This is a genomic window from Prevotella dentasini JCM 15908 (assembly GCF_000614065.1).
In the GTDB taxonomy this organism is placed as follows: domain Bacteria; phylum Bacteroidota; class Bacteroidia; order Bacteroidales; family Bacteroidaceae; genus Prevotella; species Prevotella dentasini.
Window position 1 is genome coordinate 159,592 of sequence record NZ_BAKG01000001.1, and the last position, 15,006, is coordinate 174,597.

Consider the following 15,006-nt stretch of genomic DNA (forward strand, 5'->3'; position numbering starts at 1 on the left):
ATTAAGTGAACGTGTACCTAAATTTCTTGCTATTGCATAGAATTTAGTAAATTTATCTGTGGCATAAAACGACAGGTCTTCTTTTGTTATAACCTCATCATTATTTGTCAAAGTAAGAATTGCAACAGAACCATCCGCAATGCACCTTTGGGGAGAAAGCATGCTCGTGGGTTATATGTCAAGTTTGGGAGCAGGACACAATTTGTTTTGTTCAGAAACTTACTAACATCCAGCCCATCTAAATTATCCACATAACTGTCATATTCTGGAATATCTATAATTTGATTATCACCAATATTCCTTGACTTGAGAACTCTTACCTGACCTTTTCCTTTTGTCAAAGACTTGGTTATTACTCTATCTCTATATGCTTTGAACACATTAAACTCCATTTTATCTGCAACTTGATCAAAATCTTTGTTACGATATATTATCCAATAAGGAAACTTTGTATCCATAAGGTAGGATTGCTGTTGTACTACAACTTTTTCCGTAATGTAAGATTCGACAATAGTCTGAGCAGGCTTTCGCTGTGTTTCAATAATAAAGTTTATAGTTTCAATCTTAACATTCTTGAATCCTTTTTCCCCAAAATCAATGATATGAGAAACTCTTTTTTTACTCATTAGTTGACGAGTTTTATTAAACTCAGGAGCATTTATCAAACTTTTAGGTACAATTAATGATACTACATTTCCGATTCTCATAGACTTTTCTATAAAAAAAGAAAATATGTTATTTGTATCTGTATTGTAGGCTTCAGCTTTATAGACAGATAGTAACTCTTTTTCCTTTGTCAGTTTTTTATAAGGAGGATTTCCAACTACCACATCATACTTTTTCTCAAAACAATAAGTAAGAAAGTCTGTATGAATGTAATTTATGTGTACATTATTAGGAACATTTACATGATTGACTAAAGCCTTAAGTACTTCAAGGCTGTCATTATCAATATCCACAACATCTATGTTTACAGAGGGAACGTCCGCATACTTTTGAATAAGCATGGGAATAAAGTTGCCCACACCAACAGAGGGTTCCAAAATATCGATTTCTGTAAAGCCTTTCGCTTCTGGCAAGTTCTCAACTACTGAAAAACAAATATCCTGTCGTGTATAATATGCTGCGTTATTATTTCTATTAGCATTTGATAATTCTGCAATTTTTGAGAGTTCACTGAAACGGTATCTTGTAGATTTATTGATAAAATCTACAAGATTTATTTGACTATCAAGATGCTTCCGCTCTATCAAATCCTTAATATCTTGTTCTGTCATATTGATACGACAGGAAACTTTGGATATTTTATGCGCTATCTGTCTAAATATGATAGTAGGAACAGCTTCGCCCAAATTTTGCCTTATATTCATTTCTTCCTTTTTGAGGAATGTTTCTTTTTCTTTTATTGGCAAATTGTTCAGTTCGTCAAAAGGAATATCACTCCATTGAAAAGATGCAGGAACCGACATCATAAGCATCACTTCACGAATACTGAAAACCCGATTATCCACAGGATGAACAGTATTTTGACTTGCCATAATATCATTACGAGTATGAATACATGGTGCAACTTTATCCCAACATTGACGTGTATATTTGTCCCCATTCTTCTGAGCATTATAAACTACAACCCCATTCTTTATAGTATGGGGAATCTTGGTTATGTCAGTATTGTCAAAAGCTGATTGTCCTTCCTTTATATCGGCAATCCATGCTTCCATTCTTGGCGAGTATTTCCTAAAATTGTGATAAATATCGGTTTCAGAAATTTCTCCCATAGTTCTTAATGGTGGTAAATCACCTATTATCTGTCGTAAGGTTCGCTCAGGCTGTCTATCGGGAAATACATCATAAGGGGTAATTTCTCTTAAATCTTTTCTTACCCCAATGACTAAAGTTCGTGTTCTACTTGACGGATTACCATAATCCTTAAAGTTCACAACCTTAAACAGCACATTATACAATCCTCCAAGATTCAACTCTATTGCATTTCTAATAGTCTTATCTTGACCATCGACATCTGTACAAATGGATGTAAGAAATGCACGGACATTCTCGAATATGAAAAATTTTGGCTGTATTTTGCTAACCATTTTTATAGATTCAACAACCAAAGAATTCCTTTTCAGTTCATCTTTCTTTTTATGATTTGCCACAGACATACCCTGACATGGTGGTGTCGCAACGATTACATCTAAATCTTTTACATTAAAATTTCGTCTCCACAAATCCAATTCTTCAAACACTCGACCTTGAGTTTCTTTTTGGGTCATATCCCCACAAATATACCCACTATCGTATGCACATTTTTGATTGTATTTTTGTATTTTTAGCCTACGTTCAAGTAGTTCTACCGTAGCAATACAATAGAAATTTTCTTGTTTAAAACCATAACATCCTACCCCAGCACTACTGAACAAACTGACATATGTTTTCAGTCCATATGGAGAACGACTTTCTGCAACTATAGCGGGTTCCTGATTTATTGGATTATATTTCTTTTGTAACATCACACTATACGCTTTAAGTTTTCTTTGACAACAGATAAAACATTTATAGCGACTTGTTTCTCTGGTGCCACAATATCGGAGACTTTATCGGCAAGCCATAACACTATCAAGTCTTCTTGCTTGACATGAAATAGCCCCGACAGGATACATACTTGTTCTCTTTTAGCTTTCCTTTCTCCTTTTTCTATTTTGCAATAAGTCGCGGTATCAATATCAAGCGCTGCTGCCAAATGGCGTTGTGGCAGCTTATATTGCATACGCAACTCTTTTATTCGTTCAGAAAATAGCATATTACCTACTTACGTCTTGACATTATTTGGCAAAATTACGATTTTTATTTGAGTAATCTGTGATTTTTCTTGTTTATTTTAAGTAAAGGTCGAAAGTTTTACCTCTACGCCTCTACTATCACAATTCTACTCATTTAATTTCTTCTGCATCAGGCTATCTGCCTTTTGCTTCAAATCCATATCGTAACCATTAGCTTTTTCCTTAATTAACTTGATTACCTTTTCATTTCGATGAATGTCAAACACATCATTGAGCCATAAGATTTCCTTGGAACTACAGCCCCTCCACACTCTGATGATACGGAATTTCAAGGCATCATCCTTATATTGCAGTTTGCTTTGCCATAAGGAGTAATTACCAACCAAAGAAACAAGACAAAGGATAGACACTGCCACCACAGTAGTAAAGACTTTCGACGACTTTATGTCAAAGCTATGTCTGTGAAGCAGTTCCTGCGGTATTGGATGCTCTTTCTGCTCCTGCCACTCGTGCAGCATAGTCATGACACTTGCCACCAACTTGTCCATGGATTTAGCCTCCTCGTCCTTGATGCGCACTTGTACACCAATATACTTGTTAATCACGGCTTTTATCCGCTGTTCATACTGATTGAGCAATTCCAGTTCCTGTTGGTCGTCACGTTGTGCAGGTGTGGAGGGAACAGGGAGAGAAACAGAACTGTTCTCCTTTTCTTTCAGCTCCTTCAGTTCCCTGTAAATTGTCTCCAACTTGTTCTTGATTTCCTCAAAGAGGACAAATGCATTATTATCTGCCATAGTTATAAATGTATTTTACGTTTTTTCTTTTTCTTCTTTTTGTCAAGTGTGTTGTAAATTTCCGCAGGGACTGTGCCATGAGTCTGAAACAATCCCAATCCTCCTTCTATGAGTTCGTTGACTATTTCGCTCGTAGCATCTGCAACATTAGATATAAGATTTGTCGTTCCTTGCATCTGCTGTTCGTGTTCCCTATTGTTCTGTTGCAGGGCAAAGTCAATCTTGGAATAACTGAAACTCCTGTCCACCTTCGAGCCATTGAAATGATAACCGTTCTTTTCGAAGATAATACCCTGAACTTCCTGCGAGTTGCCTTTGTACTTGAAACGGACATTAATATCTTGTTCTTTCAAGTGAGTAAGTAAGGTTTTCCAATCTCTGCACCGAGCTATTTCTGCTTTCAATGCCTGATAGACTTCATACTTAGTCTTATCAGGTTCTTTCAAGCGGTATTCCTTGACATTCTCCTTACCACCGGCGAAGTACAAACCATATTTGGCAGTCAGTTCCTTGCAAATCTTCTCGCTTCTGAATCGGTCGTTACGGTCAGAAATGGTCTTGCCGTTATTGTCTATCCGATTGAATGCGATATGAATGTGCGGATGTTCCTTGTCGAAATGGCGACCGATGATGTACTGAGTATCTTTTATACCCATCTTCTCCATATACTCATGCGCCACTTTCGCCATCCACTCATTGCTGAGTTTGGGAGAGTCCTGTGCGGAGAAGCTCAGGGAGATATGTCCGACAACCTTACTTACTCGTGGATTCAGTTCCGTCTGGTCAATGAAACTTTGGACAATATGGCTGATACTGTCTGTTCTCACGCCGGAACAGTCTATAAGCTCCGTTCCTTTCTTCGGGTCAAGGATGTAATTGATGACACCCTTGAAGCCCGAACCTTTCCTTATCTTGGCGATCATCTTCGTATCATGTTTAGGATTTCGTCAATCTTGCCAATGACGATTTTGTGGAAAGGAGCAATGGCATGAAACCCTTCCGCATTGGCACGATGTGCCAACTGGTTGAGATTGTTTGCCATGCCACACAGCTTGCGAATGAAGTCTGCCTGCTCTACGGTCAGCCGTTCTATGACGTTTCCTTTCTCAAGAACTTTTCTTACAAACTCACTTATGGATATTCCTGCGCTTTTGGCTTTACCTTTGAGCGTGTAGTAATCCTCTGTGGTAAGTTTTACCGTGATGCGGTATTTCTTCTTTTCGGCTGCGCCTTTGGTCGGGCGCCCGCCTTTGTTGTATTCTGATTTAGTCATATTTGTTTCTTTAATTTGTTTTGATGGAGACCGACGGGATAATCCTCTGCACCGAGTGGCAGGAGGTGGAGCAAGTGGTTTTGGTATGCCCAAAACATAAACTTGCTCCCCGAAAAACAGATTATGCCAAACTATTCCTGTAATCATAGCTTAATCCCTTTGGATTTCTTGATTTCAGCTCTCTCTGAATGCTTGGATTCAGCACACAGATACTCATTCAAGTCCTTGTAGCCATTATATAAGGTTGATGCATCCGTAACAGATTTTCCCAATTCCTTTGATAATTGTAGATAGGCATTTCTTCCTGCTTCGTCATTGTCCAAGAAGCATTGAACGCTATCATAGCGTGATAATCTCTTTGCAGCCTTATGAATATTCGTTACAGAATTGAGTATCAAATAATCCTGTTCCCGCAGTCCTGTACTCTGCGGATTCTTCTTCCTTTTCAGCGTCATGAATGACAGAAAGTCCATAAAACCCTCGAAAAGAAAACATACTTTCTTCGGCTCATCGGCACAGAAATGACTGATGTCTTTCGGTGCAATGCAGCCCTTGAAAAATGGGTTACGCAATTCATACCCACCTGCTATGTTGGGAAAGCCTATACCGAAGTAATGCTTGCCATTGAAATCGTAATGCAGTTCCTTACAGACAGAAGCTGCCACCTCCATATCAATACACCTGTCATCGAGATACCTTATCAAAGCAGGATGTGACAAATGAAGTACCTGCAAATTCTCAAAAGAGTTTGTTCGCTGTACTGACTTAACATCTGCAAATGGTGCAGAAGATATCGGCATACAATGTGGGGCATCACTCGCTATCTTGCGAATGAGATATGAGACATCAGAGGATTTGTAAAGCAGTTCTGCCAAATCTATGATGTTTCCACCTTTGCCAATACCGAAATCATACCACTGGTTACGCTCGGTGTTTACCTTGAAAGAAGCATGGTTCTCCTGACGAAAGGGAGAAAGATACCACAGGTTGTTACCTTGTTGCTTGGTGGGAGAATATCCCAAACTCGCAAGAACTTCCTGCAACTTTATCGCTTTTATTTCTTGTATATTCATATTATAATGAAGTTGGATGGTTTGAAAAAGTGATGATTTGATGAAAATGCACATAATCGTTTCATAACAAACAAGTTACCTGTTCATCATGGTCTCATCATAAAACTTACCAAAAGATAAAGAACAACTCACATTCTATGATATTGTCATTTCGACTTTTCTTGATTTCTCTATTTTGGATTCTCTGTTTTCTATAAAATCACGACATCGGTTTTTGAGTCTCTCAATACCTCGATAGAATTTGTTTAGCAAGTTGTACTTTTGTGCGGACAAAAGTATGTTGCCGACTACACGAAGTCGGGAAAAGGATTCACAAATTCCATCCCGATACCTGCCAAAAGAAAAACTAAATTCATTTCTCTTTTGGGCAGCAGTAAAGTTCGCTTTCATCATTCTTTTACATTGATGAGTGGAAAGATGAATCGAGTAGATGTTGTCAATCAATCTGTTATATATATTTTTCATCATTTCATCAAAATAATGATTAAATGTTCGTGAGCTGTTCTTTGGTTACGGTGTAATATCTGCCTGTCCGCTTGATGGGTGAGTAGTTCCGCAAGCTGTTGTAGTCTATCTGATAGGTTAGATACGTCAGCGTATTGGGAGCAGGAATGAGTTTCCATATATCCTGCACTATCCTACGAACTTGGCTTTTGTCAGCCTTGCATCCTGTGTTGTTCAGCAGGCACACCATGTCATTGATACAGAATGAAAACTCGGTAACAACCATTTGCTCCATTACCTCCAAACTGAGTTCTGACATTTCCAACTCAATCTTATTGCGGTTGCTGCGGATAATGCGCTGCAAGGCTGGTGTAAAGGTCAGCTTGGGTGCAAACCACATACGGCTTTCCTTGTGAGTGGACAGGGTACGGTGCTGCAGAAAATAGAGAAAGGCAGGGATTTCTGCTTTCAGTTTTTGCAGAAAGTCGGTATCATCGTTTTTAAGACGCTCTATCTTCCTTACCCAATATCGGGTTTCTCCCACGTCTATGATGACAGGGAGTAACTCGTTATTGGAGCACAGCACGAACTTGGCAAAGAAGGAGATTTCGTCTCGGTCTTTGCCTTTTGCTTCCACCTTATAGGAGAGCGTTGTGCTAAGATTTTTCAATCGTTCACTGTCTTCCCTGCGGTTGAGCAGAACTTCATCCACAACAATGAGCAGCTTTCCTGCCCAATCAGCATTGAATTGGCTACGAAAATCCTCGTTAGTGTTGAAAGTTACATTGTTCTGGAAAACGGCTTTAAGGAAATTGAGGAACGTACTCTTCCCTGTATTGCGTTCCTCTGACACCATCAGGAGGATGGGTAGTTTCTGCACGGGTTGGAGATAGAGCAACTGCAAATAGTCCATACCCAACTCGTATTGTTCCCCGAAGATATGCCTTATCAGGGAATCAACGTTCGGAAATTCACCCTCTTTTGGTTGGTGTCCTATCGGCTCGTAGAGATTGAGGAACTTGTCAATTACAGGCTTGTAGTTGACATGATCAGGAACAGTGCAGAAACCATCGTACTTAGGGACAGTGGCTATGAAATCCTTGCCATAGTCTTGCCGTAGCGTTTCATTGTTCCACACGATACGCTTCTTGGCAAAACCGCCATTGATGCGTGGTTGGTTCACGATCTTGTATAAGGTCGTGCCAACACGGATAAATTCTTCTTGTGCCATAAGTTAGATACTTGGAGTATAGTTTCCTAAAATTTTCTGCACATCAGACATTTTATATCTGACTTTGTTACCTACCTTTATTGGCTTTAGGTAGTTCTTTTTCCCCCAATGCCATAAGGTTGCATCACAGACACCACAGAGTTGTTTTACTTCTTCCTTTGAAAGAAAGCGTTCTTTGCGTGCTTCTTCAACGATAGTCGTTAGTTCGTCTTTTGCACGATTGATAAGATTGTTAGAGAAAGCCAACAGGTCCTCTCCTGACACTTCTAATCGCACATGTGCATTAGAACTTTGAATAATTGATAGAATATCGGTCATATTTTTTTAGACTCCACCAGCTTGTTTGACTTTCTGTTGTCGGTGGGTTTGCAAACAAAAAGCCGCCACCTCGCTTGAGATGACGACTGCAAATTTATATCGTAAAATGACTGATCTTCAACGATTTTGCAAACGCTTAATTCACATAAATATTAAACGAATTAAACGAACTCTTATTCCGTTAAAAAGGATTTGATTTCATTGATGGCAGCACGGTCTTCGCCTTTATCCATCAGCCTTATTCCTGTCTTCCCTATGGCTTCAGAAAGATTTTTGTTGGCTTTCTGAACGCCTCGAAGCCCTACCAAGCGAATATTATAATGGTCAGATAATGCTCTGTAGAATGGTGCAATATCACATTCTCTGAGCAAGTTTGCTTCTTCTAAAGCTATTTTGAGATAAATAATATCTTTCTCTTTTGGCTTAGTCAATAGCCGATTCCTAATCTTTTCAAGTAGTTTTTCCTTATTTTCTATCTTTAAAAGTTCTTCTAAAGTTCTCTCATCCTTAACTCTGCCACGCCTATTATTGATTGCCTTTGAATCCTCATTATCAGAGAAGTTTTCTTCCAAAGCAGATTCGACAAGTCCGTCGGAACCTATAGATTTCTGGTATTGTTGAAACTCTTTCCAATCTTCCTTTGTTCTTTCCCCTGATGATACACTTCTGAGAATAATGTATTTTATCATCAAAGAAAGCAGCCATTTGTGCAATCGGTTGGTCTTGCTGTTTTGAATAAGGCTCTCACCATGTTCTACCATACATTCATAACTACGACCAAAATACAACCATGCAAGCATTGCTGGAACTATTGATTTTCTATCAGTATTATGAAATTCATGTATCAGGCGTTCTGCAAGGTCTGAATTAGTTAGCATATTTTCCAAAGAAGAAAAATCCTTTAATGTATCGTTGAACATCCTTTTCTTGACCTCGTCTTTGTATTTCGGTACAATCTTTACGACAAGCATAAAGACTTTCTGAAAACCAGCACTATCTTTACGGTTCATTTCCTCAACAAATGAGCAATATTCCTTCGGATGCGTATCAAGCCAATCTTTTATAAGTCGCTTAAAATCTTCAAAACTTTCTTTCATCGTTGGATTTAGTCTAAAAGTTTTACCAAGTCTTTCTTCATTTCTTCATCAATATCTCTATAACGCCTAAAGGCTTTGCTCCCTTCCTTGTGCCCTGATAATGCAGAAACCAGATTGGGGTCTTTTACTTTTTTATAGATATTGCCAATGAATGTGCGTCTTGCCAAATGGCTACTTGCTACCTCATATATTGGTCGCTTCACCTCATCATGAGTCAAAGGGTCTAAGATAGTTACTATCCTATCTACACCTGCTTCTTGAAAAATGCGTTTGATAGCTACATTATACTTTTGTTCTGATATAAATGGAAATAACTTTGCGCCCTCGTAGTCCTTATAGCGAGCTAATATTGTCTTTGCTTTGCTATTCAAGGGTACTCTAACGGTTACAGGATTACCCTCTCTGGTCTTTTTAGGGATATATTCTATAGCCTCATTGACTATGTTTCTTTTGGTCAGCCGATATAAATCGCTAACTCTGCAGCCTATTAAAGTTTGAAAAATAAAAATATCTCGTTGAATAGCAAGCTGTGGGTGTTCAGATAAATCTGCATCAAATATTTGGTCACGCTCATCTAAGGTAATATAATAAGGCGTTCCATAGGTACATTCGTCTAATGGGAAGTCATCAAATGGACGATTGGTTGTGATTTTCTTATCGTAGCACCATATAAAGAATGTCCTGATACGAGAAAACCTATCTATCAAAGTATTCTTGCCTCTTGGTAACGGTACTCGCTTTTCAGGAAAAGCCTCATACAACTTTGGGTATTTCTCATAATAGATATATTCATTTTCAAAGAAATCCCACATGTCTCTCAATATATCAGCAGTCACATCATCAACATCAAGAATGAAGTCGCGACGACCACGTTTAGCAGTTCTGACATACATTTCATATCGAGCCAAAGAGCGCTGAATAACTTTAAAGTTCTTCACACGTACCTCAGATAATTTATGTTCAACAAGAAATTTAGCAAAGAGTTCCAAAAGTTTAGGCTTATTTTCCAGCATCAACTCTTCCTCCGTCTTATATCGATTAGGATGATGATATTTGTCGATAATCATTGCCAACCATTCATTATCAGCTTCTGCCGTATATTGCTCGGTAATCGTTGACACAATATCTTGTACACTTTGTGCCAAATGCAATTTATTCTCTTCTGAAACCAGTGCAACACGATCCTTGTACCCTTGCTTCTCGCTACTCCAATGGTTAGGATTTATAACAAGTTCACTTGCAGCCTTAATATCTTTCTTACCATCACGCAAACGAAAATAGATAGTTGCCATACTATCTGTGTCGTTCTTTTTTGCCGTCTTGCGAATGAATGCAGTAACCTTCATAATCGTTGTTTTTTAATTCTATTGCAAAGATACTAATTTGTTCCCAAATTGTTCCCGTTCATCCTAAATTTATTTTTATTGTTTTCAATAAGAATAAACACAATATTCTTTTATACTGTTGATTATAAGGTGTTTATATTTAGTTGTGGGATTTAATAGAATTAATTGAAATGTTCCCATATTTAATATTTCAAATGCGGGTCTGGGTACTTTATAAGAAAAGGAAGAGGCTGATTATCAATTAGATACAGCTTCTTCCTTTCTTTTTAGTGCAACATTGGTGCAACAATTCGGAAAATATTTGGGTTTGGCAATGCTGGGGCTCTAACAATACCCCATATAAACATCTCCCCCAAAATGGTCTTTAGCAAGATGTTTTTTATCTATCGAAATTCTTCATACTCTTCCTTGCTGATTTCGTCACCATACATCTTAGATTCAAAAATATCTTTATCTGTTGAATCTACCTCCACTTCTGTTCTTCCTCGCCTTTTGATAAAACAATGCGTAGATTTACCAATGACTACCACTCTTAAAACAATGTCTTCGTAATCATCTTTGAGATATACTGCTCCTTTTTCAAGTTTGCTACATAATTTTACCACATCCATTTACTCTATAACTTCCAAACCTTTGCACAATTCATCTAACATTTGTTTCTGTTCAGCTAACTTCCACAATGGAAATAACTCTTCCATCGTATAAACAGCATCCATACAATCTGGTTGATACATAATACTAACCATTTCACACATAGCATCTAAAAAATACTTACTTTCTGTTTCAACATGCTCAAACTCCCATTTTAATGCGCTTGCCAAATCTTCACTTACTTTTATCTGTACCATAATATTTATATTTGATTGATAATGTAAAAGTAACCAATAAAGTAATCTGATAATCATGTGTTAAGTTAAAAGATTTTGATGCATATTTGATTATCAAATAACTTTATTCTTTTTTAACTCATTGTTAATTTCAATAACTTTCTGTATATCCTCATCAGATAGTATCGGTATAGTATCTACTCTTACAGATTTATCACTTAACTTTGCCAATAGGTTAGGTGTCTTGTCTGTATTCCATACACTATTTTTAATGGCTAACAAAAGTTCTATTTTGTCCTCTCTGCTTAATTGTATCTTCATTCCTTTAATCTTCCACTTTGTCTGGAAGTGATTGCATTAGTTGGAAAAATGCATTATTAGGCGTAATGGACATTTGGTAGGCTGAAACCTTGTATGCTTGTTAGCAATGGACATTTGGTAGGCTGGATTATCCAGCCTACTTTTTTGTATTGAGTAACCCGTCAATAAATTTCTTCTTATTAATATCATTCAACCCGTTGTGATTTAATAATGCCTTTTTGATGTGTGTGTTAAATCCTTCCAAACGGTTTGTCGTATTAGGAATGTTCAGTTCAGGATGTTCCTCATAGGTGAAAAGCCATTTGAGATGCGTTCTTATAGATCGTCTTGCTGTTCTTAGCCTTCTATGGATATAGGTGGCTTTCCCGGAAAGCAATACCGTTCTTTCATTGAGAAAATCTTCCCAGTCCTCACACCATTTGTTAAACAGCGATATAAACTCATTTTTCTTCATCGGGAACATACTCTGTACTAACTTCAGCAACTCTATACCGGCAGACAGATGTGGGTCTTTCGTGAGTAACCTCCTGATTATCTGTAACTGATGGAACTGGCACATCTGTGCAGGACAGGAGTTTATAGCTTGCAAGAGTCCTGTGTGTCCGTCACATACGACTGACTTTATTTCTGTTCCAAACTCTTCTATATGGTTGAGTCCGTCAAGATAATCCCTGTTCGTTTCATTCCTGACATACTTGCGATGAAGTATCTTTCCGGATTCCGCATCCATAAACAGCATAACACCAAAGCTGCGGGAGAAGTATGTCGTATCAGTGATGATGACGGCTGACTCTGGACAGACAGAATTGAAATTGTCCGCTGCCAATGCCAGATGGCGGCGTATTGTCCTCTCTGAACATTTGTGGATAACAGCCGGTTCTGAAACCGTCCGTCTATCAGTCAGATATTCGTTCCAAAGGGTTATGTCTCTAATGCGCTTTTCTCCTTGGAATTGCTCATCACAGTCCCGGCAATAATACATTTGGAAGCCACACCGATGACCGTTCTTTTTAACATTTGAGCCATTGCAGCATATACAGTTTTTTATTCATAAGTTTTCAAATGCTGCGAAGGTAATAAATGAAGGACATTCGGAAGGTTTCATCCTACCAAATGTCCATTACGCCAAAAAACAATAAAAACAGTCTTTTCGATATTGAGGTTTTTTATAACGCATTACAAAAGATAGTCTGGGGAGATAATTACCATTCTAAAGAAAGAAGAGTAATTATCGGAAACATGAGGATTCCGGAAGACATCAACCCCAAACTGATAGAAACTATCAAAAATATGCTTGAATAAACTCAGAATATCATGTCAACAATATTAGTTTATTAATAACAAACACCATAATCAGTTCTTATAAAAATGAAACTTCCCTAAATCATAAATTGTAATGGTATTAGTTGCCATTCTAACTAATGTGAGTTCGACGAATTATAAGTTCTTGTAAATTTGGTGATTAGCGAAATTTGTTGTAACTTTATAGTGCTAAAAACAAAGAATTACAAACAAAAATCGCTATAATCACCAAAGACAAAGTTACAGATAAAACTAACAAAAGTGGTATCGGAGCGGAAAGAAACATCCGTCGTCAGGCATGTGCCCGGCAGTATTCCCGTCCCGCCGTTTGTCTATAGTGCAGCCTTCAGGCCGCGGATGACTGCGAGGTGAACCCTGCGTGCTCCATTTCGTTCAGCCCCCGGATGGTCAGACCGCCCGGTGTCGTTACCTTGTCTATCTCCGCCTCGGGATGATTGCCGTTAGCCTGTAGCAGGGCGACCGCTCCCTTGAGCGTCTGGAGCACGATGTCCTTGGCGAGATCTGCCTTGAATCCCAGTTCCACACCGCCTTCGGAGGCGGCTCGGACATAGCGCATGGCGTAGGCGATGCCGCAGCTCGCGAGAGTCGTGCCTGCACCGAGGTGGGCCTCGTCGGTGATAAGGGTCTCGCCAAGGTCGTCGAACACTTCTTTGACGGCATGGGTCTGGCCGGCGGATGCACCTACGGGGACGATAAGGGTCATGGAGGCCCGCTCGGCTATGGCGATGTTCGGGATTATCTGGAAGAGGGCCAGCTCTTTCGATTCCATCCATTCAATAATCTGACTGCTCTTGATGGAGGCCGCCATATTGGCGAGAAGCTGCTTCCGGGGATTGAACACGGGCTTTATTTCGCGCACTACCTGCTCTACGAGCCATGGTTTTACTACAATCGCAACGAGGTCTGCGCCCTCAGCAGCGGCCTTGTTGTCGGTGGTTATACTGGCTCCCATCTCGGCAAACCGCTTTAGTTTGTCATCGTGAGGATTGGCTACGACCACGTCGGAAGGCTTGACCACGTGGCTCTTCAGAAGTCCTTCGGCCACGGCACCGCCCATGGCTCCGGCACCTATAATTGCTATTTTCATAAGTCTTTTGATATCTTTCTTTGTCTGTAAGTGAAGCTGCCTGCCCGGCAGACGCCTGCTATAGCGTCTCCGAAGGGGCGTCGTCCTTGTATTCCAGTTCGGGAATGATGCCCGATAGAGCCTTCAGTATCTCCTCGTGCGTGCTTGTCTCGGTCGTGGCAATGAAGATGGTGTCGTCTCCGGCAATTGTCCCGAGGATGCCCGGGAGGTCGGTGTTGTCGATGTCGTAGGCGAGGGCACTGGCATAGCCGGGCCGTGTCTTCAGTATGGCAAGCTGTCCCGAGAAGCGGATGGAGCGGTAGCCCGACTTCATCAGCATGTCCTGCGCCCGTCGTGGGGTCGTTACGCGCTTATACATCGTTTCGTTGGGCAATACATAGACGTATTTCCCGTTCATCGAAGCGGCTTTTGCAACTTTCAGCTGCTTGAGGTCGCGGCTCAGGGTGGCTTGTGTCAGCGTGAATCCTTCTTTCTTCAATGCTTTGAGAACTTCCTCCTGCGAGCTGAACTCAAGGCTCGAAATGAGCATCTTCAGTGTTTCCAGTCTGCTGTTCTTTACTTTCATGAGTCGAATAATTACCTGTTTGCTTTCTGCAAAAATATACATAACTTTGCTAATATGCAAATTTTATCCATAAAAAGTTTGGTTTTATTCTCGTTTTTGTGTCTTTTCGCATTGCTGAAGGATAATCTTTCAGCAAATCATCCATTCCCGTCGGGTTGCCGGACCTTGCGTCGGCATGTATCTGCATGGAGGATGGGGCGCATACAGACGGGCGGCTTTGGAGGCGGGAAACGGGAAGCCGGGAATAGCAGGGCAGAGAGCTTGTGTGTCGGCATAAGAATGGCCGCAAAACGAAAGTGCCGTTTCGGCTACATGAAAGTGCCGCTTTCGCAGTGCGAAAACGCCACTTTCGTTTTGCAGCCGAGGCTTGACGGAAAACGGGACAGGGAGAGGGTACTCTCCGGGGGTGGCGTTCTGCTTGTACCACGTTGCAGATTTTGTGCGGAAACTCGCGAATGTTTATTTATTTGCAGTTTACGGGGCATAATAAAAAATAATTGTTATCTTTGCAGAAGATAGCCTGC

General features: G+C 39.9%; 15 protein-coding genes and 1 pseudogene. All 16 read right to left on the reverse strand.

The genetic code is table 11. The features are described 5' to 3' along the window. Positions 1-107: 107 nt before the first annotated feature. Positions 108-2,510 carry a DNA cytosine methyltransferase gene (locus JCM15908_RS11455; RefSeq protein ID WP_234396341.1) on the reverse strand — a complete coding sequence of 801 codons (2,403 nt, stop codon included), beginning with the start codon at positions 2,508-2,510 and terminating at the stop codon, positions 108-110. Continuing rightward, complete coding sequence (locus JCM15908_RS00715; protein ID WP_025001871.1) at positions 2,510-2,800, reverse strand: helix-turn-helix domain-containing protein; 291 nt, start codon at positions 2,798-2,800, stop codon at positions 2,510-2,512. Before JCM15908_RS00715 ends, JCM15908_RS11455 begins: the two co-directional genes overlap by 1 nt. A gap of 126 nt (positions 2,801-2,926) precedes the next feature. After that, positions 2,927-3,577, reverse strand: a complete 651-nt coding sequence (locus tag JCM15908_RS00720; RefSeq protein WP_025001872.1) for a hypothetical protein — start codon at positions 3,575-3,577, stop codon at positions 2,927-2,929. A gap of 2 nt (positions 3,578-3,579) precedes the next feature. Further along, positions 3,580-4,500 (reverse strand): relaxase/mobilization nuclease domain-containing protein, encoded by a 921-nt coding sequence (locus tag JCM15908_RS00725; RefSeq protein ID WP_025001873.1) that lies wholly within the window; start codon positions 4,498-4,500, stop codon positions 3,580-3,582. Further along, on the reverse strand, positions 4,497-4,850 hold the full coding sequence (locus tag JCM15908_RS00730) for a plasmid mobilization protein (RefSeq protein ID WP_025001874.1): 354 nt from the start codon (positions 4,848-4,850) through the stop codon (positions 4,497-4,499). Before JCM15908_RS00730 ends, JCM15908_RS00725 begins: the two co-directional genes overlap by 4 nt. Before the next feature lie 143 nt (positions 4,851-4,993). Continuing rightward, on the reverse strand, positions 4,994-5,923 hold the full coding sequence (locus tag JCM15908_RS00740) for a DUF8464 domain-containing protein (RefSeq protein WP_025001875.1): 930 nt from the start codon (positions 5,921-5,923) through the stop codon (positions 4,994-4,996). A gap of 484 nt (positions 5,924-6,407) precedes the next feature. Next, complete coding sequence (locus JCM15908_RS00750; RefSeq protein ID WP_025001877.1) at positions 6,408-7,598, reverse strand: primase-helicase family protein; 1,191 nt, start codon at positions 7,596-7,598, stop codon at positions 6,408-6,410. Between the two features lie 3 nt (positions 7,599-7,601). Further along, entirely contained in the window at positions 7,602-7,916 is a 315-nt protein-coding gene (locus JCM15908_RS00755; RefSeq protein WP_025001878.1) for a helix-turn-helix transcriptional regulator, read from the reverse strand. A gap of 173 nt (positions 7,917-8,089) precedes the next feature. Next, positions 8,090-9,013 carry a DUF6043 family protein gene (locus tag JCM15908_RS00760; protein WP_025001879.1) on the reverse strand — a complete coding sequence of 308 codons (924 nt, stop codon included), beginning with the start codon at positions 9,011-9,013 and terminating at the stop codon, positions 8,090-8,092. A gap of 8 nt (positions 9,014-9,021) precedes the next feature. Continuing rightward, positions 9,022-10,359: a site-specific integrase gene (locus JCM15908_RS00765; protein ID WP_025001880.1), complete on the reverse strand. Its 1,338-nt coding sequence runs from the start codon at positions 10,357-10,359 to the stop codon at positions 9,022-9,024. A 383-nt stretch (positions 10,360-10,742) separates the two neighbouring features. Further along, positions 10,743-10,970, reverse strand: a complete 228-nt coding sequence (locus JCM15908_RS00770; protein ID WP_025001881.1) for a hypothetical protein — start codon at positions 10,968-10,970, stop codon at positions 10,743-10,745. Next, positions 10,971-11,264, reverse strand: a complete 294-nt coding sequence (locus JCM15908_RS00775; RefSeq protein ID WP_025001882.1) for a hypothetical protein — start codon at positions 11,262-11,264, stop codon at positions 10,971-10,973. A 36-nt stretch (positions 11,265-11,300) separates the two neighbouring features. Beyond that, complete coding sequence (locus tag JCM15908_RS00780; protein ID WP_025001883.1) at positions 11,301-11,507, reverse strand: hypothetical protein; 207 nt, start codon at positions 11,505-11,507, stop codon at positions 11,301-11,303. 136 nt (positions 11,508-11,643) lie between these two features. Next, a complete protein-coding gene (locus JCM15908_RS00785; RefSeq protein ID WP_444543838.1) occupies positions 11,644-12,543 on the reverse strand; it encodes an IS256 family transposase, variant Zn-binding type in 900 nt (299 codons plus the stop codon). 598 nt (positions 12,544-13,141) lie between these two features. Continuing rightward, positions 13,142-13,917 (reverse strand): annotated as a pseudogene (locus tag JCM15908_RS11460) (pyrroline-5-carboxylate reductase family protein). A gap of 58 nt (positions 13,918-13,975) precedes the next feature. Continuing rightward, positions 13,976-14,482 (reverse strand): arginine repressor, encoded by a 507-nt coding sequence (locus JCM15908_RS00800; protein ID WP_025001886.1) that lies wholly within the window; start codon positions 14,480-14,482, stop codon positions 13,976-13,978. Positions 14,483-15,006 lie beyond the last annotated feature (524 nt).

Coding starts and splice junctions, on each gene's coding strand:
- JCM15908_RS11455 (WP_234396341.1), bottom strand. CDS start 2,510: ATGTTACAAAAGAAATATAATCCAATAAATCAGGAACCCGCTATAGTT.
- JCM15908_RS00715 (WP_025001871.1), bottom strand. CDS start 2,800: ATGCTATTTTCTGAACGAATAAAAGAGTTGCGTATGCAATATAAGCTG.
- JCM15908_RS00720 (WP_025001872.1), bottom strand. CDS start 3,577: ATGGCAGATAATAATGCATTTGTCCTCTTTGAGGAAATCAAGAACAAG.
- JCM15908_RS00725 (WP_025001873.1), bottom strand. CDS start 4,500: ATGATCGCCAAGATAAGGAAAGGTTCGGGCTTCAAGGGTGTCATCAAT.
- JCM15908_RS00730 (WP_025001874.1), bottom strand. CDS start 4,850: ATGACTAAATCAGAATACAACAAAGGCGGGCGCCCGACCAAAGGCGCA.
- JCM15908_RS00740 (WP_025001875.1), bottom strand. CDS start 5,923: ATGAATATACAAGAAATAAAAGCGATAAAGTTGCAGGAAGTTCTTGCG.
- JCM15908_RS00750 (WP_025001877.1), bottom strand. CDS start 7,598: ATGGCACAAGAAGAATTTATCCGTGTTGGCACGACCTTATACAAGATC.
- JCM15908_RS00755 (WP_025001878.1), bottom strand. CDS start 7,916: ATGACCGATATTCTATCAATTATTCAAAGTTCTAATGCACATGTGCGA.
- JCM15908_RS00760 (WP_025001879.1), bottom strand. CDS start 9,013: ATGAAAGAAAGTTTTGAAGATTTTAAGCGACTTATAAAAGATTGGCTT.
- JCM15908_RS00765 (WP_025001880.1), bottom strand. CDS start 10,359: ATGAAGGTTACTGCATTCATTCGCAAGACGGCAAAAAAGAACGACACA.
- JCM15908_RS00770 (WP_025001881.1), bottom strand. CDS start 10,970: ATGGATGTGGTAAAATTATGTAGCAAACTTGAAAAAGGAGCAGTATAT.
- JCM15908_RS00775 (WP_025001882.1), bottom strand. CDS start 11,264: ATGATTATCAGATTACTTTATTGGTTACTTTTACATTATCAATCAAAT.
- JCM15908_RS00780 (WP_025001883.1), bottom strand. CDS start 11,507: ATGAAGATACAATTAAGCAGAGAGGACAAAATAGAACTTTTGTTAGCC.
- JCM15908_RS00800 (WP_025001886.1), bottom strand. CDS start 14,482: ATGAAAGTAAAGAACAGCAGACTGGAAACACTGAAGATGCTCATTTCG.